A 21,029-nucleotide genomic window follows, 5' to 3' on the forward strand; every position below is an offset into this window, starting at 1 on the left:
AGCTTCGCTGCCGGCGGCGGGATCGCCGCTAGCGCGAGGCTTTCCTCCGGCCGATGAAGGTTTGACTGGCCATTTCCCATCGAAAGCATGCGGAAGTGGCCAGTTTTGCGTGACGCATCCGCAGGGGGCGTCGCCAGGGAGCGTGAGGGGCGCGGCAAGGCGCCGCTTCCCGATCCGATGGTTGCACGGCCGGCGTCCGCCGGCTCATTCAGTCCACAACATTCCAAAGATGGAGCGCACATGTCGGTCAAAAAACTGATTGTTTCCGCAATGCTGTCGGCATCTATTCTGACTGCGGCGGTTCCCGTCGCCATGGCGGCCGAGCTGCCGGACTTCGCCCAGATCGTCGAGGCCGAGGGCAAGGCGGTGGTCAATATCAGCACCACGTCCACGGTCAAGGAGACGGTTTCCGGTCTGCCGGAGGGCATGGAGGGGGATCCGTTCTTCGAATTCTTCCGCCGCTTCGCGCCGCCGCAGCAGCGCGAGCACCAGGAGAGCTCGCTGGGCTCGGGCTTCATCATCTCGAAGGACGGCTATGTGCTGACCAATGCCCACGTGGTGGCCCGCGCGGACAAGATCACGGTCAAGCTGAACGACAAGCGGGAATTCCAGGCGCGGGTGATCGGCTCCGACGCCCGCTCCGATGTGGCCTTGCTCAAGATCGACGCCCAGAATCTGCCGGTGGTGCGGATGGGCGATCCGAAAAACCTGAAGGTCGGGCAGTGGGTGCTGGCCATCGGCTCGCCGTTCGGGTTTGAAAACACCGCCACCTCCGGCATCGTTTCCGGCAAGAACCGCATGCTGCCGGACGAGAGCGCCGTGCAGTTCATCCAGACCGACGCGGCGGTGAATCCCGGCAACTCCGGCGGTCCGTTGTTCAACCTGAACGGCGAAGTGGTCGGCGTCAATTCGCAGATCTACAGCCGTTCCGGCGGTTTCATGGGCATCTCCTTCGCCATTCCCATCGACACCGCGATGAATGTGGCCGATCAGCTGAAGACCAAGGGCAAGGTGACCCGCAGCCGCATCGGCGTGGTGGTGCAGGAGCTGAGCAAGGAGCTGGCCGCGTCCTTCGGTCTGGCCAAGCCCAGCGGCGTGCTGATCAACGCGCTCGATCCCAAGGGACCGGCGCAGAAGGCGGGCCTGAAGGCCGGCGACATCGTGCTGCGCATCAACGGCCAGGCGATAGAGAACGGCGGCGACATGCAGCGCCTGATCAGCGACCTGCCGCCGGGCAAGGCCATTTCGCTGGACGTCTGGCGCGGCCGCGCGCAGACCAGCGTCCGCGTGGTGCCTGACGAACTGGTGGAAGAGGATGCCCGCGTCGCCAAGCGCGAGTACCGCAAGCCGGGCGCGGAGGGCGAGCAAAGCCTGGCCCAGATCGGCCTGCGCCTGCAAGAACTGAATCCGGTCCAGTTGCAGCGCGCCGGCATCGACTACGGCTTGCTGGTGCGCGGCGCCAACGGCGCGGCGATGCGCGCCGGCATCCAGCAGGGCGACATCATCGTCGGCATCGGCAGCGATCCGCTGAAGAGCTTCGCCCAGCTGAAGGGCGCGCTGAATCAGGCCAAGAAGGGCAGCGCGGTCGCCTTGCAGGTGATGCGCCAGGGCGTGACGATGTTCGTGCCGCTGACCGTGGACGAAGCCAAGTGAAGCTGACGCTCTATTTTCGCGAATACTGCAGCCTGTGCCATCAGATGTTGGCCGAGCTCGGCCCTTGGCGCGAGCGCCACGGTTTCGAGCTCGAGGTGGTGGACGTCGACGCCGATCCGGCGCTGGAAGCCCGCTTCAACGAGCTGGTGCCGGTGCTGATGGATGGCGAGACCGAAATCTGCCATTGGCATCTGGACGGCGCGAGATTGGCTGCACACTTGGGCGAAATCGGCTAAAATCCGCGCCAGTGTGAGTAAAACCGGGGGCGCGCGGGTCGCGCCCCCGCTTGCTGATCGGCTTCCGGCCGCCGCCGGATCCGCAGGATCCCCGGAAGGGCTATCCGTCAGCAGCCCCGGGCACGCTAGCGTGCCCTTATCTTTTGCTGGAAACCGATGAAGAACATCCGAAATTTTTCGATCATTGCCCATATCGACCACGGTAAATCGACCCTGGCCGACCGCTTCATTCAGTTCTGCGGCGGTTTGGAATTGCGCGAGATGAGCGCTCAGGTGCTCGACTCCATGGACATCGAGAAGGAGCGCGGCATCACCATCAAGGCGCAGACCGCCGCCTTGACCTACAAGGCCCGCGACGGCCAGGTGTACAACCTCAACCTGATCGACACCCCGGGACACGTTGACTTCAGCTACGAAGTGTCGCGCTCGCTGTCCGCCTGCGAGGGCGCGCTGCTGGTGGTGGACGCGTCGCAGGGCGTGGAAGCCCAAACGGTCGCCAACTGCTACACCGCCATCGAGCTGGGCGTGGAAGTGGTGCCGGTGCTGAACAAGATCGACCTGCCGGCCGCCGATCCCGAGCGCATCTCGCAGGAGATCGAAGACATCATCGGCATCGAGGCCGTCGAAGCGGTGCGCGCCTCGGCCAAGTCCGGCATCGGCATCGAAGACATCCTGGAAGAAGTGGTCAGCAAGATCCCGGCGCCTAAGGGCGACCCGGATGGCCCGCTGAAGGCGCTGATCGTCGACTCCTGGTTCGACAACTACGTCGGCGTGGTGATGCTGGTGCGCGTGATCGACGGCTCGCTGAAGCCCAAGGACAAGATCAAGTTCATGGCCACCGGCGCCGAGCACCTGTGCGAACAGGTGGGCGTGTTCACGCCCAAGTCGGTTCAGCGTCAGAGCCTGAACGCGGGCGAGGTGGGTTTCGTCATCGCCGGCATCAAGGAATTGAAATCGGCCAAGGTGGGCGACACCATCACCCTGGTGTCCAAGCCGGCCGCCGAGGCGCTGCCGGGCTTCAAGGACGTGCAGTCGCAGGTGTTCGCCGGCCTGTATCCGGTGGAAAGCCACGATTACGAAGCGCTGCGCGACGCGCTGGAAAAGCTGCAGCTGAACGACGCCTCGCTGAAGTACGAGCCGGAAGTGTCGCAGGCGCTGGGCTTCGGCTTCCGCTGCGGCTTCCTCGGTCTCCTGCACCTGGAGATCGTCCAGGAGCGGCTGGAGCGCGAGTTCGACATGGACCTGATCACCACCGCGCCCACGGTGAACTACGAAGTGGTGATGAAGGACGGCACGGTGGAAGTGGTGTCCAACCCGTCGCGCATGCCGGATTCCGGCAAGTATGAAGACCTGCGCGAACCCATCATCACCTCCACCATCCTGGTGCCGCAGGACTATGTGGGCGCGGTGATGACGCTGTGCAACCAGAAGCGCGGCGTGCAGCGCAACATGCAATACATGGGCCGCCAGGTGATGCTCACCTACGATCTGCCGATGAACGAAGTGGTGATGGACTTCTTCGACAAGCTGAAGTCCACCAGCCGCGGCTACGCCTCGCTGGATTACGAGTTCAAGGAATTCCAGAGCGCCGACCTGGTCAAGCTGGACGTGCTGGTCAACGGCGAGAAGGTCGATGCGCTGAGCCTGATCGTCCACCGCGCCTCCAGCGTGTATCGCGGCCGCGAGCTGGTGTCGAAGATGCGCGAGCTGATTCCGCGCCAGATGTTCGACATCGCGGTGCAGGCGGCCATCGGCGGCCACATCATCGCCCGCGAAACGGTGAAGGCGCTGCGCAAGAACGTGCTGGCCAAGTGCTACGGCGGCGACATCACCCGTAAGAAAAAGCTGCTGGAAAAACAGAAGGCCGGCAAGAAGCGGATGAAGCAGGTCGGCAACGTGGAAATCCCGCAAGAGGCTTTCCTGGCGATTCTTCAAGTAGGGGACAAATAAGTGGGCGCAAACTTGTTCTGGGTGTTCTCGGCCGCGGTCGTGGTCGGCGTGTTGCTGATTTTGCTGGGCGGCAAGAAGCAGGAAGGCGCCAAGGATTGGCCGCAATCGGTGCAGTGGGGCTATCTGGCCCTGGTGATCGGCGGCTTCGGCCTGCTGTCCGACTACATGAGCTTCACCGCGGTGATGCTGGTGTTCGTCGTGATCACCGGCGTGGTGTGGGCGCTGGACAAGTGGATGCTGGCCAGGAAGCGCGCCGCCAGCGGCGCGCAGCCCGGCCATTTCGTCGATTATTCGCGCGGCTTCTTCCCGGTGATCCTGGTGGTGTTCGTGCTGCGCTCCTTCCTGGTGGAGCCGTTCCAGATCCCGTCCAGCTCGATGCGGCCGGGCCTGGTGGTCGGCGATTTCATCCTGGTGAACAAGTTTACCTACGGCGTCCGCGTGCCGGTGCTGAACAACGTGCTGGTGCCGGTCAACAAGGTCAATCACGGCGACGTGGTGGTGTTCAACTATCCGCCCAACCCCAAGGTGAATTACATCAAGCGCGTGATCGGCCTGCCGGGCGACACCGTCGAATACCGCAACAAGCGCCTGACCGTCAACGGCAAGCAGGTGACCGATGTCGCCGACGGCACTTACGACTACATCGAGCAAGGCTTGGCCCAGATAACCGCGCAGCGTTTCCGGGAAAACCAGGGCGGCAAGTCCTACCATGTATTGAACAACGTCGAAGCGCCGGTGGTGGCGCTGAGCCAGGTGCAGGACTTCCCCTACCGCGACAATTGCCGCTACGATGACGACGGTTTCGTCTGCAAGGTGCCGCAGGGCAATTACTTCATGATGGGCGACAACCGCGACAACAGCTCCGACGGCCGCTATTGGGGCTTCGTCGACGACAAGCTGATGGTGGGCAAGGCCTTCATGATCTGGATGAACTTCAGCCAGCTGTCGCGCATCGGCACCCGGATTCAGTAAAAACAATCAGGCCACGAGCGGCCATGACCTGGAGAAACGCATGAAGAAGCAGCAAGGCTTGTCGGTAATTGCGATTTTGTTGGTCCTGGCCCTCGTCGGCGCCGGATTGATGCTGGTGTTCAAGATCGTGCCGGTCTACACCGAGTACGGCGATGTCAAGAACGCGCTGACGGCCCTGTCCACCGAGACCAATGTCGGCGAGCAGACGCTGCGGCAGGAGTTCGACGGCAGGGCCAACGTCTCCGGAGTCACTTCCGTCAAGGGAGAGAATCTGATGGTGGTGGCCGGAGCCGGCAGCAATTATTTGCGAGCGAAGTACCAGCGCGAGGTGCCGCTGTTCGGCAATGTCAGTCTGCTTTTCCATTTCGATACCCAGGCGGGTCAACCGCCTGCGCAATAACCATACCGTGACCCAGATAGACAATCGATTCCGGCGCCTGTCCCAGGCGCTGGATTACGCATTTCAAAAACCGGAACTGCTGCGCCAGGCGCTGACGCACCGCAGCTTCAGCAGCACGAACAACGAGCGCTTCGAATTCGTCGGCGACAGCATCCTCAATTACACCGTGGCCCGCATGCTGTATGACCAGTTTCCGCAGCTGACCGAGGGCGAGCTGTCCCGTCTGCGCGCCAACCTGGTCAACCAGAACACGCTGGCGGAAATCGCCCAGGAACTGGCGCTGGGCGATTACCTGTACCTGGGCGAGGGCGAGCTCAAGAGCGGCGGATTCAACCGTCCGTCCATCCTGGCCGACGCGCTGGAAGCCACTTTCGCCGCCGTCAGCTTCGACGCCGACTTCGCCGCGGCCGAGCAGGTGGTGCGCCGCTTGTACAGCCAGCGCGTCGCCAACATCGACACCACGCGCCAGGCCAAGGACGCCAAGACCCGCTTGCAGGAAGCGCTGCAGGCGCGCAAGCTGGCGCTGCCCAAGTACCGCATCCTGTCGCAGAGCGGCGAGGCCCACGAACAATGGTTCAAGGTGGAGTGCGATCTGGGCGAGCTGGCCCTGATCTCCACCGGCGACGGCGGCAGCCGCCGCGCCGCCGAACAGCAGGCCGCCGAAGCGGCGTTGGTCCTGCTGGAACAGAAACTCGCCGCAGGCAAGAAGAAATCATGACCGATACTCCCCAATTCCACTGCGGCTTCGTCGCCATCGTCGGCCGTCCCAACGTGGGCAAGTCCACGTTGATGAACCACCTGATCGGCCAGAAGATCAGCATCACCTCGAAGAAATCGCAGACTACGCGCCATCGCGTGACCGGCATCCATACCGAGGACACGGCGCAGTTCGTGTTCGTCGACACGCCGGGCTTCCAGACCTATCACAAGGGCGCGCTGAACGAGGCTTTGAACAAGAGCGTGAAAGACTCGCTCGGCAGCGTTGACTGCGTGCTGTTCCTGCTGGAGGCGATGCGTTTCACTTCCGCAGACAAGGAAGTGATGGCGCTGCTGCCCAAGAAGACCCCGGTCATCCTGGTGGTGAACAAGCTGGACAAGGCCAAGGACAAGCTGACCCTGCAGGCCTTCATCGACGAAGTGACCGCCGAGTTCGAATTCGCCGGCGTCGAAGTGGTCAGCGCCAAGCACGGCCAGCGCCTGGCTGAACTGTTGGACCAGGTGCGCCCGCACCTGCCGGAGTCGATGCCCCTCTATCCGGAGGACATGGTCACCGACAAGAACGAACGTTTCCTGGCCGCCGAGATCGTCCGCGAAAAACTGTTCCGCTATCTGGGCGAAGAGCTGCCGTACGAAATGAACGTGGAAGTGGAAATGTTCGAGATGGACGGCGCGCTGCGCCGCATCCACATCGCGGTGCTGGTCGACAAGGAACACCAGAAGCCCATCGTGATCGGCAAGGCCGGAGAGAAGCTGAAGAAGATTTCCACCGAGGCGCGCCTAGACATGGAAAAGCTGTTCGACGGCAAGGTGTTCCTGCAGGTCTGGGTGAAGGTGAAGTCCGGCTGGGCCGACGATGTCCGCTTCCTGCGCGAGTTCGGTTTGAACTGATGACGGTATTGGACAGGCCGCCGGCGCAGGATTGCTGGGCGGCGAACCTTTCCGGCGACGGCGCGGCGGCAGAGCTGTCGCGCTGTGCGCTGAGGCTGGCGGAAAGCCAGCCGGGTTGCCTGGGCGTGACCGCGGAGGACCGGGTCACGTATTGGGACAGCGTGGAGGCCATCGCCGCCTGGCGCGCGCGGGTGGAGCTGTTGGCCCGCCAGCGGCTGGGGCGCGGTGCCGAGACCGTTTCCATCCAGGTGAGCCGGCGGGGCGTGACGGCATGAGCCAGCCGGGCAGGGTGGACAAGCAGCCGGGTTATATCCTGCATACCCAGCCGTATCGCGAGACCAGCCTGCTGCTGGAAGTGTTGACCCGCGACCATGGCCGTTTCAGCCTGGTGGCGCGCAGCGCGCGCAGGCCCCGCTCCGATCTGCGCGGCGTGCTGCTGCCGTTCCAGCCCTTGACCTTGTCGTGGTTCGGCAAGAGCGAGCTGCGCACGCTGCACGCGGCAGATTGGGACGGCGGGGTGCGGGCGCTGACCGGCTTGCCGCTGGTCTGCGGTTTTTATTTGAACGAATTGATGATGAAGCTCACGGCGCGGGACGATCCCGAGCCGCGGGCTTTTTCCGTTTATGACCGGGCGGTGCGGGAGCTGGCCGGCGCCGCGCCGCTGTCGACGGCCTTGCGCCGCTACGAACTGCGGCTGGCCCAGGTGCTGGGTTATGCGCCGGCGCTCGGCCGCGACAGCCGCGGCGAGGCCATCGCCGCCGATCGCCATTATCTGTGCCGCGACGCGGCGATGCCGGAGCCGGACGAGCATCCGGAACTGGCGCCGGTCGGCCGCGCGGTCAGGTTGCCGGGCGAGGCCTTGCTGGCGATAGACGCCGACGACTATGCCCAGCCGGATACCCGCGGCCACGCGCGCCAGCTCAGCCGGGTATGGCTGTCCGCGCTGCTGGGCGACGAGCCGCTGGCGTCGCGCCAATTATTGCAGGCCATCCAGTCCCTGTCGGACTAGGCGGCATAAAAGCTGAGGAGAAACGAAATGATTCTGTTGGGCGTAAACATCGATCACGTCGCCACGCTGCGCCAGGCGCGCGGCACCCGCTATCCGAGCCCGGTGGAGGCCGCGCTGGTGGCTGAATCCAGCGGCGCCGACCTGATCACGCTGCATTTGCGCGAAGACCGCCGCCACATCCAGGACGCGGACGTGAAAGCCATGCGTCCGGTGCTGAAGACCCGGATGAACCTGGAAATGGCGATGACGCCGGAGATGCTGGCGCATGCGCTGGAAGTCGCCCCGGAAGACGTATGCCTGGTGCCGGAGAAGCGCGAAGAGGTGACCACCGAGGGCGGCCTGGACGTGCGCGGCCACTACGCCGACGTCAAGCATTACACCGGCAAGCTGGCCGAGGCCGGCATCCGCGTGTCCATCTTCATCGATCCCGACCGCGAGCAGATCCAGAAGGCCTACGACGCCGGCGCGCGCGTGATCGAACTGCACACCGGCGCCTACGCCGACGCGCCGCACGCCAAGGAGCGCGAGGCCGAGCTGGTCCGCATCCGCGCCGCCGCCGAATTCGGCGCCAGCCTCGGCATGGTGGTCAACGCCGGCCACGGTCTCAACTACCATAATGTGAAGCCCATCGCGGCCATCCCGCAGATCGCCGAGCTGAACATCGGCCACGCCATCGTCGCCCATGCGCTGTTCGTCGGCTTCCCGCAGGCGGTGCGAGAGATGAAGGCGCTGATGGAAAGCGCGCGCGTCCGCTGATGCCCACCGTCGTCACCCACGCGCTGGCCGGCGCCACCTTGGTTGCCCTGGCCAGCCGCAAGCCAGTCTCCACGCCCGGCATGTTGCCGTGGCTGGCGCTGTGCGGCGCGGCCGCGATGCTGCCGGACCTGGACGTGGTCACCTTCAAACTGGGCATTCCCTACGCCAGCCCGTGGGGGCACCGCGGCTTTTCGCATTCGCTGGCGGCCGCTGCGGTCTGCGCCGGCCTGCTGGCCTGGCTGTGCCGCCCGCTTTGGCTGCGGGTGGGCCTGAGCGCCGCGTCGGCGGCGTTGTTGCTGTTTCTGGCGGTGGCTTCGCACGCCGCGCTGGACATGATCTGCGACGCCAGCTTCGGCCCGGCGCTGTTCATGCCCTGGTCCGATCATCGCTACCTCAGCGGCTGGAAGCCGATAGAAGGCGCGCCGATCGGTCTGAAACGCTGGTTCGGCCCCAAGGGCGAGCGAGTGGTCCAGACCGAATTCGTCTATGTCTGGCTGCCCTGCATGGCGCTGTGGGCTGGACGATGGCTATCGTTGCGCCGCGCCGGCGAGGCGAGCGCATGATTTACGGCATAGGCACCGATCTGGTGGAAATCGCCAGGATGGAGGCCTGGTGCCGGCGCTGGGGCGACAAGGCGGGACGGCGGCTGCTGACCGCGGCCGAGCAGGCCGAGTTCGCCGCCCATGCCGAGCCGGCGCGCTTTCTCGCCAAGCGCTTCGCCGCCAAGGAAGCTTTCGCCAAGGCGCTGGGCACCGGCGTGGTGGCGCCGGCCTTGCTGACGGCGATAGGCGTGGCCCACGACTCGCTCGGCAAGCCCTTGCTGGCGCTGTCCGACGAGCTGGCCGCTTTCGTCGCCGCCCGCGGCGTCGCGCGCATGCATCTGTCCATCAGCGACGAACGCGGCCACGCGCTGGCCTTCGTCGTGCTTGAATCGTAAGGCGGGAGACCGCCTCTCGCGCGACAGGCGCGGGAACGGTTGGCGCTCCGCGCCTGTCTGTGCAATATCCGGGGCGGCTATGCGCGCCCCGCAATGGTCGAGGACGAACCATGACCCAAACGACTTTGAATCTTCCGCGCGGCCCGGTGATGGTGGACGTCGCCGGCTTCTCGTTGACCGAGGCGGAACGCGCCCGGCTGTCCCATCCGCTGGTGGGCGGCATCATTCTGTTCCGCCGCAATTTCCAGAACATCCAGCAGTTGCGCGCGTTGACCGCCGAGATCCGCGCCTTGCGCAGCCCGCATCTGTTGATCGCCGTCGATCACGAGGGAGGGCGCGTGCAGCGCTTCCTGGACGGTTTCACCCGTCTGCCGCCGATGAACGTGCTGGGCGAGGCCTGGGACCAGAATCAGGACGAGGCGCGCAAGCTGGCTGAAACGGTGGGGTATGTGCTGGCCGCCGAATTGTCGGCCTGCGGCATCGACCTATCCTTCACCCCGGTGCTGGACCTGGACTGGGAGCGCTGCGCCGTGATCGGCAACCGAGCCTTCCACCGCGATCCGGAAGCGGTGGCCGAGCTGGCCGAAGCCTTGCAGCAGGGCCTGGGCCGCGGCGGCATGATGAGCTGCGGCAAGCATTACCCCGGCCACGGCTATGTGGAGGGCGACAGCCACCACCTGATGCCGCAGGACGACCGCAGCCTGGCCGAGATCGAACGCGACGACCTGGTGCCGTTCGCCCGCCTGGCCGATGCCGGCATGGGCGCGGTGATGCCGGCGCACGTGTTGTATCCCTCCGTGGACAGCCAGCCGGCCGGTTTCTCCAAGGTTTGGCTGACCGACATCCTGCGCGGCAAGATCGGCTTCGACGGCGTGATCTTCTCCGATGCGCTGGACATGGCCGGCGCGGCCGGCGCCGGGACTTATGTGCAGCGCGCCGACGCGGCGCTGGCGGCCGGCTGCGACATGGTGCTGGTCTGCAATCAGCCGGAAGAGGCCGACACGATGTTGGCGGCGCTGGTTCCGCCGCCGCAGCCCAAGCTGGCCGAACGCCTGGAGCGGATGGCGGGCAAGAGCCGCGCCGAGGATTGGCAGCGGCTGATCGCCACGCCGGACTTCGCCGCCGCCCAGGCCGTGGTGAAGCAATTGGCGATGCCCAAGGACGCGCTGGCCGGCCCGCAGGTAGGCGAGGCGCACTGAGATGCTGCCCGCCAGCTTGCGGGAACTCGACGCCATCCGCGACCAGTGCCGGGCGATGGTCAACGGCCGGGCGGCGTTGTCCGCCGGCGCGTCGGCGTTGCCGGCTCCCGGCGTCGATATCGCCGCCGATGTCGCCATCCTGCTGCAGCTGATCCCGGCGATCAATCAGCGCTTCGGCGTGGCGCCGGAGCAGATCGCCGGCTACGACGCGGCGCGCAAGCAGATGTTGTATCAGCTGATCCGCCGCGCCGGCAGCGCGCTGTTGGGGCTGGAAGTCACCCGTACGCTGCTGGCTGCGGTGGCCAGGCGCGCCGCCGGCCGCTGGGCCGGCAAGCAGGCGTTGAAACTGGTGCCGGTGCTGGGCTGGGCGGCCAACGCGGCGATAGGGTTCGCCGCCATGCGCTATGTCGGCAACAGCCATATCGACGATTGCTACGCTGTCTGCCGGCGCATGCTGGAGCAGGGCGGGAAGGAGTAGAGCCATGCACGCCGGCGCATTGATCATCGGCGACGAACTGCTGTCGGGCAAACGCCAGGACAAGCATATGCAGGCCTTGATCCGCATCCTGGCCGCGCGCGGCATGAAGCTGGCCTGGGCGGAATATCTGGGCGACGATCCCGCCCGCATCGAAGCGGCCTTGCGCCGCGCCTTCGCCGGCGGCGACCTGGTGTTCAGCTTCGGCGGCATCGGCGCCACGCCTGACGACCATACCCGAGCCTGCGCCGCCCGCGCGCTGGGCATGCCGCTGGAACTGCATCCGGAGGCCAAGGCGCTGATCGAGGGGCGTTTCGGCGCCGACGCCTACCCGCACCGCATCTTGATGGGCCATTTTCCGCAAGGCGCCGCCATCATTCCCAATCCGGTCAACCAGATCGCAGGCTTCTCCTGCGGCAGCGTCCATTTCCTGCCCGGTTTTCCCAGCATGGCCTGGCCGATGGCGGAGTGGGTGCTGGACACCCATTGCCGTCATCTGTTCAACGATCAGCCGGATGTCGAGCAATCCTGCATCGCGATCAAAGCCCGGGAGGGAGACCTGATCGGTCTGATGCAGGACTTCACCGTCCGCTATCCGGCCCTGAGGCTGTCCTGCCTGCCCAATTTCGGCAGCGAGGAGATTCCTGAGATGCACATCGAATTCGGCTTCGCCGGCCAGCCAGCGTTGGTGGAGATCGCCATCGACGAATGGGTGAAGGCGTTGCAGGCGCTGGGCTATGAAGTGTGGGCCAAAAATCCGCGAGCGGAGCGCTAACGCCCAAAAATTCATTTCGAATTTCGATGCGGATATACCGGCCGCCCTGGCCGAAAACAGCCCGCGGGAACTGGAAACGGTTCACGCGGTTTGTTGTTTGGGTTGACAGGATCGATGTCCAGCGCGATTTGCAGGCTTTATTGCGAACCTTTTTGAGCGCGGCCAGGTCCGATTTGAACATCCATCGTTCTTTAAAGAGAAAATACATGAGCGCCATCATCTATCGCGCCGCGCGTCCGGAAGACGTGCCGGCCTGCGTCGTCATCCGCGGCCAAACCCGTGAAAACGCCATTTCGGAAGCCAGGCTGAACGAGCTGGGCATCACTCGGGAGAGCTGGGCGCAAAGCGTGCGCGCGGGCGAATTGCCCGGCGTGGTGGCGGAGGCGGATGGATGCATCGTCGGCTACTGTTTCGGCGACGCTGCAAGCGGCGAGATCGTGGTGCTGGCCCTGCTGCCCGATTGCGAAGGCATCGGCGTGGGCAAGGCTCTGCTGGCGCAGGTCATGGCCATGTTGCGGGATGCGGGCCATCAACGGCTGTTTCTGGGCTGCAGCAGCGATCCGGCGGCGCGTTCCCATGGCTTTTACCGCTATCTCGGTTGGGCTTCCACCGGCGAGGTGGACAAGTACGGAGATGAGATGCTGGAGTATGTCTTTCCGGCCGAAACCATCTGACGCGCCTACGTCTCCGCCCAACATCTGTTTGCAAGCTTGATGGCGATTCTGGCGCGCGGCCATGGCAGAATCGCTTCATTCGCCACGCGGGAGATCGTCATGCGCGCTTCATGGTTGGCTGCGGCGGGATGGCTTGCCCTGATTCATTGGCCCGTCGCGGCCTGCACCTTGTGGGGCGCGGCGGGCGCGGCCAGCGTGGATGGCACTTTGCTGGCCAAGAACCGCGACTGGAAGCCCGATCATGTCCAATCGTTGCGGCTGCGCCATCCCGGGCGCGGCTACGCCTATCTGGGGCTGTACGCCGACAATGGCCGCGAGCCGGGCATCAAGGCCGGCGTCAACGAGAAGGGGCTGGCGGTGGTTGGCGCCGAGGCCAGCAGCCTGCCGCGCGAACTGCGGGCCGACAGCGCGCGCCATGGCGTTTTGACGCGCTTGTTGCGCGATTACGGCTCGCTGGACGAGGTGGCCGCCGCCGCGGACAAGCTGTTTCCGCAAACGCGCCCGGTGTTTCTGCTGCTGGCCGACGCCAGCGGCCTGATGCAGGTGGAAATCGGCCAGCATGGGCGCTACCAGCTCAGCCGCCAGCGGAATGGCACGCTGGCGCACACCAACCATTATTCCAATCTGTCCTTGCTGGACGGGGCGCAGAAAATCGGCCCCAGCAGCAAGGCTCGGCTCGCCCGCATCCAGTTTTTGCTGGATCAGCGCCCGTCGCATGCGCTCGCGGAGTTCGAGCGATTAAGCCAGGACCATCATGACGGCCCGGACAACAGCCTGTGGCGAGACGGCCGCGAGCACACCCTGGCCGGCTGGCAGATGGCGCTGCCAGCGGGCGCGGAGCCCAGGCTGCACCTGGTGCTGGCCAATCCGGGAGAACAAACGCTGGAGCGGGACTATGCGCTGGACGCGGCGTTTTGGTCGCAGCCGGCGCGAACGCTGTTGCCGTAAGACGAGTGGCGTTTTGCCTGCCGGGTTTGAAGAGAGGCTGGGTCAGCGCGCTGGCGTACAGTTGGGGCCTTCCCATTTGCCGTCCATATTGAGCGTGACGCCAGGGTCCTGCATCCGGCAGTCCGGCAGCTTGGGCTTGCTCTCAGCGGGAATGACGATGACGGTGGCGGCCGGCGCGGCAGCGGGCTGGACGGGCGGCGCCATGCGGGCCCGCATGTCCTGATCGCGTTTGTCCGCTTGCTTCATCATGCAGTTGGCGTAAGTGTCGGTTCCTGGTTGAAAGCCGTAGCCGGAGCAGGTGCGCTGGTCCATCGCGTGGATTTCCTCCGGGCTGGCGCAGGCGGTCAAGGCAGCGGCGCCGATGGCGGCGGCGATCAATAGCGGCAGGGTTTTCATCGCTTCATGTCTCCCAGATGAGGGCGGATGCCCGATATGCGCGCCTCTCCGGCAGCGTCTTACTATCTATAGAACTTTTCCCAGGGACGATGCCGCGCGAGCATGATTCCGCTTGCGGAGGATATTTTCAATTGGCATAATATTCTTTCATCCCCAATAGCTAAAAGGAGAATCCAATGAGCCGCGATACCCAACTTCAAGGGCATGCCGTTTGAACCGTCGCCCCGATCGTTTCATTTCCTGATAGTTTTTCTGTTGTAAGCGGCGCCGCTCGGCGGCCGTTCCCCGGCATGTTCCTTTCACCGCATACGCGCGGTGGCTAAGCCTGTCCATCAGGCGCGTTTTCCCCATCCATTTCCGAATGCTTGATCGAGCCTGGCTACGCCTGGCGGCGTTGGCTTGCGAGCGTTCGCGGGAGTTTCAATGCTGAATTTCGATTTTCCGCGTCTGGCCGCCATCGGCCTGACGCCGGTATTGCTGCAACAGGCGCTGGCCAAGGCCGGCGACGAGGCGTGGCAACTGGCGCGCGTATGCCGCGTGCAGCGCGACTGCGCGTGGGTGCATGACGGAGAGGACGAGCATCCGGCCCATGCCTTGCCCGGCGTTCATGCCGAGTTGGCGGTGGGCGATTGGGCGCTATGCCAGCCGCGGGAGCATGAACCCTGGCGCTTGCTTGAGCGTCTGGAGCCATTCAACCAGCTGGCCCGTGTCAACGATGAAGGCGCGCGGCAAGCGTACGCCAGCAATGTCGATACCGCCTTGCTGGTGATGGGGCTGGACGGCGATTACAACCCGCGGCGGTTGGAGCGCTATCTGGGCCTGGCCGCGGCGGCGGGCGTGGCGCCGGTGGTGGCGCTGAGCAAGGCTGACCTGTGCCCGGACGCTGAAGCCAGGTTGGCCGAGCTGGAGCAGCGGTTGCGGCCGCTGCCGCCCATTCTGTTGCTGAACGGCACCGATCCGGCCTGCCGCGACGTTTTGCGGCCCTGGCTGGGCGCTGGCCAGACGCTGGTGCTGCTGGGCTCGTCCGGCGCAGGCAAGTCCACGCTCAGCAATACCTTGCTGGGCGAGGAGGCGCAGGCGGTGGGCGGGGTGAGGGCGGATGACAGCCGCGGCCGCCATACCACCACCGCGCGCACGCTGCTGAAGTGCCCGGATGGCGGCTGCATCATCGACACGCCGGGCGTGCGCACCTTGCAGGCCCCGCCGGACGCCGGCGCGCTGGCTGGCAGCTTCGCCGACATCGAGGAGCTGGCCGGCCGCTGCCAGTTCCGCGACTGCAGCCACCTAGAGGAGCCGGGTTGCGCGGTGAGGGCTGGCGTGGATGGCGATCGGCTGCGCAACTACCACAAGTTGCGGCGCGAGATGGAGCGCCACGAGCAGACCGCGCTGCAGCGGCAACAGCAGCGGCGCGAGTGGAAGGTCCGCAACAAGGCGGCGCGGCAGCGTTAGAGAATGGCAGCGAAAACGCCCCGCGGCGCGGGGCGTTCGATTGGGCGCGCAGGGCGCTTAGGGCTGGGCCGGCACCGGCTGGCTCTGCGCGCTCTTCACTACGCGCGGCGGCGCGTTCTTCACGTACTTGTCGAACCAGTTCAGCATCTCGTACACCAGTTGCTCGTTCGATTCGCGGGCCGCGTACCAGTGCGGCTCATGCGGCAGCATCACCAGGCGGGCGGTGCCGCCGTTGCCGCGGATCGCCTCGTAGAACTTGCTGGCCTGCAGCGGCGTGGTGCCGGGGTTGGCGTCGTCGCTGCCGTGCATGATCAGGATCGGCGTCTTCAGCTTGTCGGCGTAGAAGAAGGTGGACACCTTGCGGTAGACGTCCGGCGCTTCCCATACCGAGCGTCGCTCGCTCTGGAAGCCGAACGGCGTCAGCGTCTTGTTGTACGAGCCGCTGGTGGCCGCGCCGGCGCGGAACAGGTCGGTGTGAGCCAGCAGGTTGGCCGTCATCAGCGCGCCGTGGCTATGGCCGGTGACCGCCACGCGGTCCGGATCGACTACGCCCAGCTTCACTGCCTCGCCCACCGCCGCTTCGGCGTCCATCTTCAGCTGGTCCAGATAGCTGTCGTAGGCGGCCTTGGGGTTGCCCACCACCGGGAACGATGCCTGGTCGATCACGGCGTAGCCGGCCAGCAGCAGGTATTTGTATTGGTACAGGCGGGTGAAGGTCTGTTGCGAGCCGCTGATCTGGCCAGCGCTGGCCGCGTCGGCGTAGTCCAGCGGGTAGGCGTTGAGGATGGCGGGCACGCGGGTGCCTTCCTGGTAACCCGGCGGCGTGTACAACGTGAACGACAGGTCCAGGCCGTCGGCGCGCTTGTATTTCACCAGCCGCTTCTTGATCTGGCGCAGCTCCGGCGTCGGGTCGACGATATGGGTGACCGCGGTTTCGGTAGAGGCGAAGGCGGCTTCGCCCTTGTCGGCGATGATCGGCGCGCCCAGCGTGCGCAGGAAGGCGTTCGGCGCCTCGGCCGGCGTCTGGCGCCAGGTGAGGAAGCTGCCGCTGCCCTTGGCCGACAGGCCGATGAAGCGCTCGTAAGCGGATTTGTCGCTGCGGAACAGGCGTTGGCTTTCGCCGGTCTTCAGGTTCAGCTTGTCTAGGAAGGGGCGGTTGCCCTGCGGCGACGCGCCGCCGCCGGACAGGTAGATGGCGTCGCCGTCCAGTTGGATCACCCGTTCTCCGCTGGGCAGGGCGCGGCGCACCGGGCTGCCCGGATCGGCGTATTTGTCGTCGTAGGACAGGTCCCACAGCAGCTTGCCGGCTTGCTGCGGCTGGTCGACGTTGACGACGCGGGTTTGGCCCCAGTGTTTGTTCAGATCGATTTCGTTGACCAGCGCGGTGTCGGCGCGTTCGGTCCAATTTATGCCGGCGAAGCGCTGCGCGGTGCGCAGGATTTCCGCCGGCGCCGCGGTGAACGGCGCTTTTTGCATCATCACCTTGTCGCGCGCGGCCACGGTGTTTTTCCAGTCTCCGCCGTCCAGCGCCTCGGCCCACAGCAGCGTGGCGGGGTCAGTAGCGCGCCAGAAGAAGTCGCGCGGGCCCAGCGGCTCGCCATGCACCGGCACGCGGTCGGCCAGCGGCAGCGAGGCGACGGAGTGGGTGGCGATTCGGCCGGGATTGGCGATGTTCCAGACTTCCACTTCATGCGGGAAGCGCTCGTAGGTGGTGACGTAGGAGTAGGGCTTGCGCACGCTGGACACCAGGATGTGTTTGCCGTCCGGCGCCGGGCCGACGCCGTCGTAGATGGCCGGCTGGCCAAGCGGCGTCGCCTTGCCGCTGGCCGCGTCCACCAGCGTCAGCTGCGACGCGCCGTAATAATCGAACAAGGCCTCGTCGTGCGGGCTGGACAGCGTGTCGCGGGTTTCGTAGGTGCTGCTTTCGCCTTGGCCGCCGCCGCTGTCCTGCACGCTGGGGCCGTCCTGCGAGTTGGCCTGCGCGGGCGCCGCGCCCAGCTTGGCCGGCACGGCCTTGACCAGCAGGGTCTTCTGATCCGGCATCCATTGCAGCTCATCGTTCAGCATCGGATTGAGGCGGATGCCGGGAATCTTGCGGATCTTGCCGCTGGCGGCGTCGCCCACCCATACCTCGACGGCGTCCTTGGTGGTGTTGGCGAAGGCGAAACGCTTGCCGTCGGCGGACCAGAGCGGCGCGTCCGGGCAGGCGCCGGCCGGCAGCGCGATCGACGTTTCCTTGCCGGCAGGGACGCTCACCAGCTTGAAGCTTTCCGCGCAGGGGGCGATGCCGTAGCCGCCCGGCGTGTCGTGCTTGCTGCGGTTGGCGGGCTCGATGCGGGTGCCGGCCAGCTTCAGGTAAGGCGCGGCCACGCGCGCGATGGACGGATATTCCTGCCAGGCGACCAGCAGCATATTGTCCTTGGTCGGGCTGAGGCTGGGGCCGGGCAGCGACGGCGCGCGCATCACTTTGAGGATGTTGGCCGGCGGTTGCTGGTAGCCGGCGGCGGAGGCGGTGGAGGGCAGCAGGGCGCAAGCCGCCAGCGTGGCGGCGGCGATGCCCTTCAGGGCGTGCGGTTGAGACATGTTCATCCTTGTTGCCGTTTGATCTGTAAGGCCAGACGGGAGGGCGCTCGCGCGGCCTCCCGTCTGAAAGACATGATGACGAATCTATCACATGTCATATGTTTTGTGCCGACCGTCTTGATGCGTCTCAATCCACCGAATGGAAGTGTTTGACGATGCTGGAGAAATCCAGCTTGCCGTTGCCCTGGTGCACGTGCTCTTCGTACAGATTGCGCGCCAGCGCGCCCAGCGGATTGGCGGCGTGGCTCTGCAGCGCGGTTTCCTCGGCCAGGCCCAGGTCCTTCAGCATCAGCTCGGACATGAAGCCGCCGGCGTAGCCGCGGCTGGCCGGCGTGTTGTCCATGACGCCGGGCCAGGGGTTGTACAGCTCGGTCGCCCAGTTGCGGCCGGAGCTTTTGCCGATGATCTCGGACAGCACTTTTGGATCCAGGCCGTTCTTGACGCCCAGCGCCAGCGCCTCGGCGGTGCCGGCCATCAGGATGCCCAGCAGCATGTTGTTGCAGATCTTGGCGGTCTGGCCGGCGCCGGCGCCGCCGGCATGGAAGATGTTCTTGCCCATCGCCTCCAGCGCCGGACGGGCGCGGGCCAGGTCCTCCGCCGCGCCGCCGACGATGAAGGTCAGCGTGCCGGCGGTCGCGCCGGCCGTGCCGCCGGATACCGGCGCGTCCAGCATGGACAGGCCTTTTTCCTGAGCGCCTTCCGCCACTTTGCGCGCGGTGCCGGCGTCTATGGTGCTGCAATCGATCACCAGCGTGCCTTTGGGCAGCCTGGCGAACAGGCCGCCATCGCCCAGGTACAGCCCTGCCACATGCTTGCCGGCCGGCAGCATGGAAATCACCACGTGGGCGTCTTTCGCCGCGTCGGCGGCGCTGGACGCGGCCCGGCCGCCGGCGGCGGCCACCTTGGCCAGCGCGTCGGCCGACAGGTCGAAGGCGCTGACCTTGAAGCCCTTGTTCAGCAGGTTGACGGCCATCGGCCCGCCCATATTGCCCAGGCCGATGAAGGCGATGTTTTCCATGCTGTTCTCCTCTTTATGCTTGTTGGTGTTATTTCAATCCCGCCAGCGGGTGGTCGGCTTCGCGCCACGGCGACTCGAAATGCCCGTCCACCCAGGCCTGGTCGATGTCGGCCAGCTGCCGGCTCCAATGCGGATTGCGGTCCTTGTCCACCAGCAGCGCGCGCACGCCTTCCGGGAAGTCGGAGCGGGCGCAGAAGTTGACCGACAGCGCCAGCTCCATCCGCAGCGCCTCCGCCAGCGACATGTGTTTGGAGCGATTGAGGATTTCCCAGCTGACGGCGGCGGAAGTAGGGCAGCCGTGGCGGAAGTTCTTGGCGGCGTCGGAGAGCCACGGGTCCTCGAACGCGGTTTCGTTCAGCGCGGCGGCGACGGCGGCGAGGTCGCCGCGGTTCATCAGCCGGTGCACCGCCAGCAGATTGCGTTCGACGTTGGACGCCGGCAGCGCGTCGCCCAGCTGGCCCTCCAGCTGGTTCAGCAGCGCGCTGACCAGGGCCGGGCGCGCATGGGCGTCGTCGCCCCAGCTTGCCGCCTGCAAGGCTTCCAGCAGCGCCGGGTAGGCGTCGGCGGCCAGCACGTGGTCGGCCAGGTTGGCGATCAGCGCGTCGTGGGCGTTCAGCGGCGCGCCGGTCAGCGCCAGGAACAGGCCCAGGTGAGCCGGCATCCGCTGCAGGAACCAGCTGCCGCCGACGTCCGGATACAGGCCGATGGTGATTTCAGGCATGGCGATGCGGGTGGCCGGGGTGGCCACGCGATGGCTGGCGCCCGCCATCAAGCCCAGGCCGCCGCCCATCACGATGCCGCCGCCCCAGACGATCAGCGGCTTCTTGTAGCGGTGGATGCGGTAGTCGAGCGTGTACTCCTCGGTGAAGAAGGCCACCGCATGGGGGTTGGGATAGTGCGGTTCGCTGACCAGCTTTTCGCGCAGGCTGCGGACGTCGCCGCCGGCGCAGAAGGCGCGCTCGCCAGCGCCGCGCAGCACCACGGCGGCGATGCCCTGGTCGCGCTCCCAGATGGTGAGGCGGGCGTCGAGCAGCTGGATCATGTCCAGCGTCAGCGCATTCAGCGATTTTTCGGCGTTGAGGGTGGCGATGGCGATGCGGTGGCCGTCGCCGGTAGTCAGTTCGTCAAACAGCACCACATCTTGCATGGCGGGACCTCGTTCGGGAAAAGGTTGATCAGGCGTTCTTCCAGTTCGGCGCGCGCTTTTCCAGGAAGGCGCGGGTGCCTTCGCCCTGGTCGTGGGTGTCGAACAGTTTGATGAAGGCTTCTCGCTCCTTGATCAGGTTCCAGGCGGGCGGTTGCAGGCGGGCGGCTTGAACCAGCTGCTTGCACACGCCCACCGACGACGGCGATTGCTTGGCCACGCCCTCGGCCAGTTTGATGGCGGTTTCCAGCGCCTCGCCCTTGGCCACCACCTGCTCGACCAGGCCGATGCGCTCGGCGGTGGCGGCGTTGACGCGCTCGCCGCACAGAATCATCCGCTTGGCCCAACCTTCGCCCACCAGCCACGGCAGGTTCTGGGTGCCGCCGGCGCAGGGCAAAAGGCCGACGCCGGCTTCCGGCAGCGCCATCTGCGCCTGCTCTTCGGCGATGCGGATGTCGCAGGCCAGCGCGCACTCCAGGCCGCCGCCCATCGCGTAGCCGTTGACGGCGGCGATGCTGACGCCGCGGAAGCCGGACAGCGCCTCGAAAGCCTCGCCGAACAGCATGGTCATCTCGGTGGCGACTTTCTTGTCGCCGTCGGCGAACATGTTCAGGTCGGCGCCGGCCGAGAAAAACTTTTCGCCCTGGCCGGTGATCACCAGCGCGTAGATGTCGCGGTCGGCGTTGAGGTCGGCAACCAGTTGCTTCAAGGCGGACAGGCTGGCGCGGTTCCAGGTGTTGGCCGGCGGGTTGTCGATGGTGACCACGGCGGTGTGGCCGCGTTTCTCGACGTTCAGGTGGGCGTAGCTGTTCATATTCAATGCCTTTATGAATTCTATTTCGAAGCG

General features: G+C 65.8%; 23 protein-coding genes. 18 read left to right on the forward strand and 5 right to left on the reverse strand.

Annotated features, from left to right (window positions below; translation table 11 throughout):
- Positions 1 to 240 precede the first annotated feature (240 nt).
- From ACX17K_RS00385 to ACX17K_RS00465, 17 genes are all read left to right on the forward strand, one after another.
- Entirely contained in the window at positions 241 to 1,653 is a 1,413-nt protein-coding gene (locus ACX17K_RS00385) for a DegQ family serine endoprotease (protein WP_493773224.1), read from the forward strand.
- Positions 1,650 to 1,889, forward strand: coding sequence for a glutaredoxin family protein (locus tag ACX17K_RS00390; RefSeq protein ID WP_021478032.1), 240 nt, complete (start codon positions 1,650 to 1,652; stop codon positions 1,887 to 1,889). The genes ACX17K_RS00385 and ACX17K_RS00390 overlap by 4 nt, the downstream gene beginning before the upstream one ends.
- 156 nt (positions 1,890 to 2,045) lie before the next feature.
- Positions 2,046 to 3,839, forward strand: coding sequence for a translation elongation factor 4 (lepA, locus tag ACX17K_RS00395; RefSeq protein WP_493773225.1), 1,794 nt, complete (start codon positions 2,046 to 2,048; stop codon positions 3,837 to 3,839).
- On the forward strand, positions 3,840 to 4,811 hold the full coding sequence (gene lepB, locus ACX17K_RS00400; protein ID WP_046167078.1) for a signal peptidase I: 972 nt from the start codon (positions 3,840 to 3,842) through the stop codon (positions 4,809 to 4,811).
- A gap of 40 nt (positions 4,812 to 4,851) precedes the next feature.
- Positions 4,852 to 5,211: a DUF4845 domain-containing protein gene (locus tag ACX17K_RS00405; protein WP_046167077.1), complete on the forward strand. Its 360-nt coding sequence runs from the start codon at positions 4,852 to 4,854 to the stop codon at positions 5,209 to 5,211.
- Between the two features lie 7 nt (positions 5,212 to 5,218).
- On the forward strand, positions 5,219 to 5,929 hold the full coding sequence (gene rnc / locus ACX17K_RS00410; protein ID WP_186009472.1) for a ribonuclease III: 711 nt from the start codon (positions 5,219 to 5,221) through the stop codon (positions 5,927 to 5,929).
- Complete coding sequence (gene era, locus ACX17K_RS00415; protein WP_021478027.1) at positions 5,926 to 6,819, forward strand: GTPase Era; 894 nt, start codon at positions 5,926 to 5,928, stop codon at positions 6,817 to 6,819. Before rnc ends, era begins: the two co-directional genes overlap by 4 nt.
- Positions 6,819 to 7,094: an antibiotic biosynthesis monooxygenase family protein gene (locus ACX17K_RS00420; protein WP_166440775.1), complete on the forward strand. Its 276-nt coding sequence runs from the start codon at positions 6,819 to 6,821 to the stop codon at positions 7,092 to 7,094. Before era ends, ACX17K_RS00420 begins: the two co-directional genes overlap by 1 nt.
- Positions 7,091 to 7,828: a DNA repair protein RecO gene (gene recO / locus ACX17K_RS00425; RefSeq protein WP_231153880.1), complete on the forward strand. Its 738-nt coding sequence runs from the start codon at positions 7,091 to 7,093 to the stop codon at positions 7,826 to 7,828. The genes ACX17K_RS00420 and recO overlap by 4 nt, the downstream gene beginning before the upstream one ends.
- A 27-nt stretch (positions 7,829 to 7,855) precedes the next feature.
- Positions 7,856 to 8,584: a pyridoxine 5'-phosphate synthase gene (gene pdxJ / locus ACX17K_RS00430; RefSeq protein WP_493773226.1), complete on the forward strand. Its 729-nt coding sequence runs from the start codon at positions 7,856 to 7,858 to the stop codon at positions 8,582 to 8,584.
- Positions 8,584 to 9,147 carry a metal-dependent hydrolase gene (locus tag ACX17K_RS00435; RefSeq protein WP_231153882.1) on the forward strand — a complete coding sequence of 188 codons (564 nt, stop codon included), beginning with the start codon at positions 8,584 to 8,586 and terminating at the stop codon, positions 9,145 to 9,147. The genes pdxJ and ACX17K_RS00435 overlap by 1 nt, the downstream gene beginning before the upstream one ends.
- Positions 9,144 to 9,521, forward strand: a complete 378-nt coding sequence (gene acpS / locus ACX17K_RS00440) for a holo-ACP synthase (protein ID WP_046156340.1) — start codon at positions 9,144 to 9,146, stop codon at positions 9,519 to 9,521. Before ACX17K_RS00435 ends, acpS begins: the two co-directional genes overlap by 4 nt.
- Before the next feature lie 110 nt (positions 9,522 to 9,631).
- Positions 9,632 to 10,720, forward strand: coding sequence for a beta-N-acetylhexosaminidase (gene nagZ, locus ACX17K_RS00445; protein WP_493773227.1), 1,089 nt, complete (start codon positions 9,632 to 9,634; stop codon positions 10,718 to 10,720).
- A gap of 1 nt (position 10,721) precedes the next feature.
- Entirely contained in the window at positions 10,722 to 11,198 is a 477-nt protein-coding gene (locus ACX17K_RS00450; protein ID WP_231162149.1) for a hypothetical protein, read from the forward strand.
- Between the two features lie 4 nt (positions 11,199 to 11,202).
- The gene (locus ACX17K_RS00455) at positions 11,203 to 11,970 is read left to right on the forward strand and encodes a competence/damage-inducible protein A (RefSeq protein ID WP_493773228.1); all 768 of its coding nucleotides are present in this window, start codon (positions 11,203 to 11,205) and stop codon (positions 11,968 to 11,970) included.
- Between the two features lie 206 nt (positions 11,971 to 12,176).
- Positions 12,177 to 12,644: a GNAT family N-acetyltransferase gene (locus ACX17K_RS00460; protein WP_493773229.1), complete on the forward strand. Its 468-nt coding sequence runs from the start codon at positions 12,177 to 12,179 to the stop codon at positions 12,642 to 12,644.
- Positions 12,645 to 12,743: 99 nt separating this feature from the next.
- Entirely contained in the window at positions 12,744 to 13,592 is an 849-nt protein-coding gene (locus ACX17K_RS00465; RefSeq protein WP_493773230.1) for a carcinine hydrolase/isopenicillin-N N-acyltransferase family protein, read from the forward strand.
- 42 nt (positions 13,593 to 13,634) lie between these two features.
- Here the strand turns inward: ACX17K_RS00465 and ACX17K_RS00470 are convergent, their stop codons facing one another.
- The gene (locus ACX17K_RS00470) at positions 13,635 to 13,988 is read right to left on the reverse strand and encodes a hypothetical protein (RefSeq protein ID WP_493773231.1); all 354 of its coding nucleotides are present in this window, start codon (positions 13,986 to 13,988) and stop codon (positions 13,635 to 13,637) included.
- A gap of 423 nt (positions 13,989 to 14,411) precedes the next feature.
- Here ACX17K_RS00470 and rsgA point away from each other — a divergent pair, with 423 nt between their 5' ends.
- Entirely contained in the window at positions 14,412 to 15,437 is a 1,026-nt protein-coding gene (gene rsgA / locus ACX17K_RS00475; protein WP_493773232.1) for a ribosome small subunit-dependent GTPase A, read from the forward strand.
- 57 nt (positions 15,438 to 15,494) lie between these two features.
- Here the strand turns inward: rsgA and ACX17K_RS00480 are convergent, their stop codons facing one another.
- The 4 genes from ACX17K_RS00480 to ACX17K_RS00495 all read right to left on the reverse strand — a co-directional run bounded on the left by ACX17K_RS00480 (position 15,495) and on the right by ACX17K_RS00495 (position 20,996).
- Positions 15,495 to 18,020: an alpha/beta hydrolase family protein gene (locus ACX17K_RS00480; protein ID WP_493773233.1), complete on the reverse strand. Its 2,526-nt coding sequence runs from the start codon at positions 18,018 to 18,020 to the stop codon at positions 15,495 to 15,497.
- A gap of 127 nt (positions 18,021 to 18,147) precedes the next feature.
- Positions 18,148 to 19,038 carry a 3-hydroxyisobutyrate dehydrogenase gene (gene mmsB, locus ACX17K_RS00485; RefSeq protein ID WP_493773234.1) on the reverse strand — a complete coding sequence of 297 codons (891 nt, stop codon included), beginning with the start codon at positions 19,036 to 19,038 and terminating at the stop codon, positions 18,148 to 18,150.
- 28 nt (positions 19,039 to 19,066) lie between these two features.
- The gene (locus ACX17K_RS00490; RefSeq protein WP_493773235.1) at positions 19,067 to 20,185 is read right to left on the reverse strand and encodes an enoyl-CoA hydratase/isomerase family protein; all 1,119 of its coding nucleotides are present in this window, start codon (positions 20,183 to 20,185) and stop codon (positions 19,067 to 19,069) included.
- Between the two features lie 28 nt (positions 20,186 to 20,213).
- Positions 20,214 to 20,996: an enoyl-CoA hydratase gene (locus tag ACX17K_RS00495; RefSeq protein ID WP_046166478.1), complete on the reverse strand. Its 783-nt coding sequence runs from the start codon at positions 20,994 to 20,996 to the stop codon at positions 20,214 to 20,216.
- Positions 20,997 to 21,029: the final 33 nt, after the last annotated feature.

This window comes from Chromobacterium sp. INPA-IVC, assembly GCF_059047085.1.

What these genes read in the sequence shown, in the direction of transcription:
- pdxJ (WP_493773226.1), top strand. Translation starts at nt 7,856, where the DNA reads ATGATTCTGTTGGGCGTAAACATCGATCACGTCGCCACGCTGCGCCAG.
- mmsB (WP_493773234.1), bottom strand. Translation starts at nt 19,038, where the DNA reads ATGGAAAACATCGCCTTCATCGGCCTGGGCAATATGGGCGGGCCGATG.
- nagZ (WP_493773227.1), top strand. Translation starts at nt 9,632, where the DNA reads ATGACCCAAACGACTTTGAATCTTCCGCGCGGCCCGGTGATGGTGGAC.
- ACX17K_RS00495 (WP_046166478.1), bottom strand. Translation starts at nt 20,996, where the DNA reads ATGAACAGCTACGCCCACCTGAACGTCGAGAAACGCGGCCACACCGCC.
- ACX17K_RS00455 (WP_493773228.1), top strand. Translation starts at nt 11,203, where the DNA reads ATGCACGCCGGCGCATTGATCATCGGCGACGAACTGCTGTCGGGCAAA.
- ACX17K_RS00470 (WP_493773231.1), bottom strand. Translation starts at nt 13,988, where the DNA reads ATGAAAACCCTGCCGCTATTGATCGCCGCCGCCATCGGCGCCGCTGCC.
- ACX17K_RS00460 (WP_493773229.1), top strand. Translation starts at nt 12,177, where the DNA reads ATGAGCGCCATCATCTATCGCGCCGCGCGTCCGGAAGACGTGCCGGCC.
- recO (WP_231153880.1), top strand. Translation starts at nt 7,091, where the DNA reads ATGAGCCAGCCGGGCAGGGTGGACAAGCAGCCGGGTTATATCCTGCAT.
- rsgA (WP_493773232.1), top strand. Translation starts at nt 14,412, where the DNA reads ATGCTGAATTTCGATTTTCCGCGTCTGGCCGCCATCGGCCTGACGCCG.
- ACX17K_RS00385 (WP_493773224.1), top strand. Translation starts at nt 241, where the DNA reads ATGTCGGTCAAAAAACTGATTGTTTCCGCAATGCTGTCGGCATCTATT.
- ACX17K_RS00465 (WP_493773230.1), top strand. Translation starts at nt 12,744, where the DNA reads ATGCGCGCTTCATGGTTGGCTGCGGCGGGATGGCTTGCCCTGATTCAT.
- ACX17K_RS00450 (WP_231162149.1), top strand. Translation starts at nt 10,722, where the DNA reads ATGCTGCCCGCCAGCTTGCGGGAACTCGACGCCATCCGCGACCAGTGC.
- ACX17K_RS00420 (WP_166440775.1), top strand. Translation starts at nt 6,819, where the DNA reads ATGACGGTATTGGACAGGCCGCCGGCGCAGGATTGCTGGGCGGCGAAC.
- ACX17K_RS00480 (WP_493773233.1), bottom strand. Translation starts at nt 18,020, where the DNA reads ATGTCTCAACCGCACGCCCTGAAGGGCATCGCCGCCGCCACGCTGGCG.
- acpS (WP_046156340.1), top strand. Translation starts at nt 9,144, where the DNA reads ATGATTTACGGCATAGGCACCGATCTGGTGGAAATCGCCAGGATGGAG.
- era (WP_021478027.1), top strand. Translation starts at nt 5,926, where the DNA reads ATGACCGATACTCCCCAATTCCACTGCGGCTTCGTCGCCATCGTCGGC.
- lepA (WP_493773225.1), top strand. Translation starts at nt 2,046, where the DNA reads ATGAAGAACATCCGAAATTTTTCGATCATTGCCCATATCGACCACGGT.
- ACX17K_RS00435 (WP_231153882.1), top strand. Translation starts at nt 8,584, where the DNA reads ATGCCCACCGTCGTCACCCACGCGCTGGCCGGCGCCACCTTGGTTGCC.
- ACX17K_RS00490 (WP_493773235.1), bottom strand. Translation starts at nt 20,185, where the DNA reads ATGCAAGATGTGGTGCTGTTTGACGAACTGACTACCGGCGACGGCCAC.
- ACX17K_RS00405 (WP_046167077.1), top strand. Translation starts at nt 4,852, where the DNA reads ATGAAGAAGCAGCAAGGCTTGTCGGTAATTGCGATTTTGTTGGTCCTG.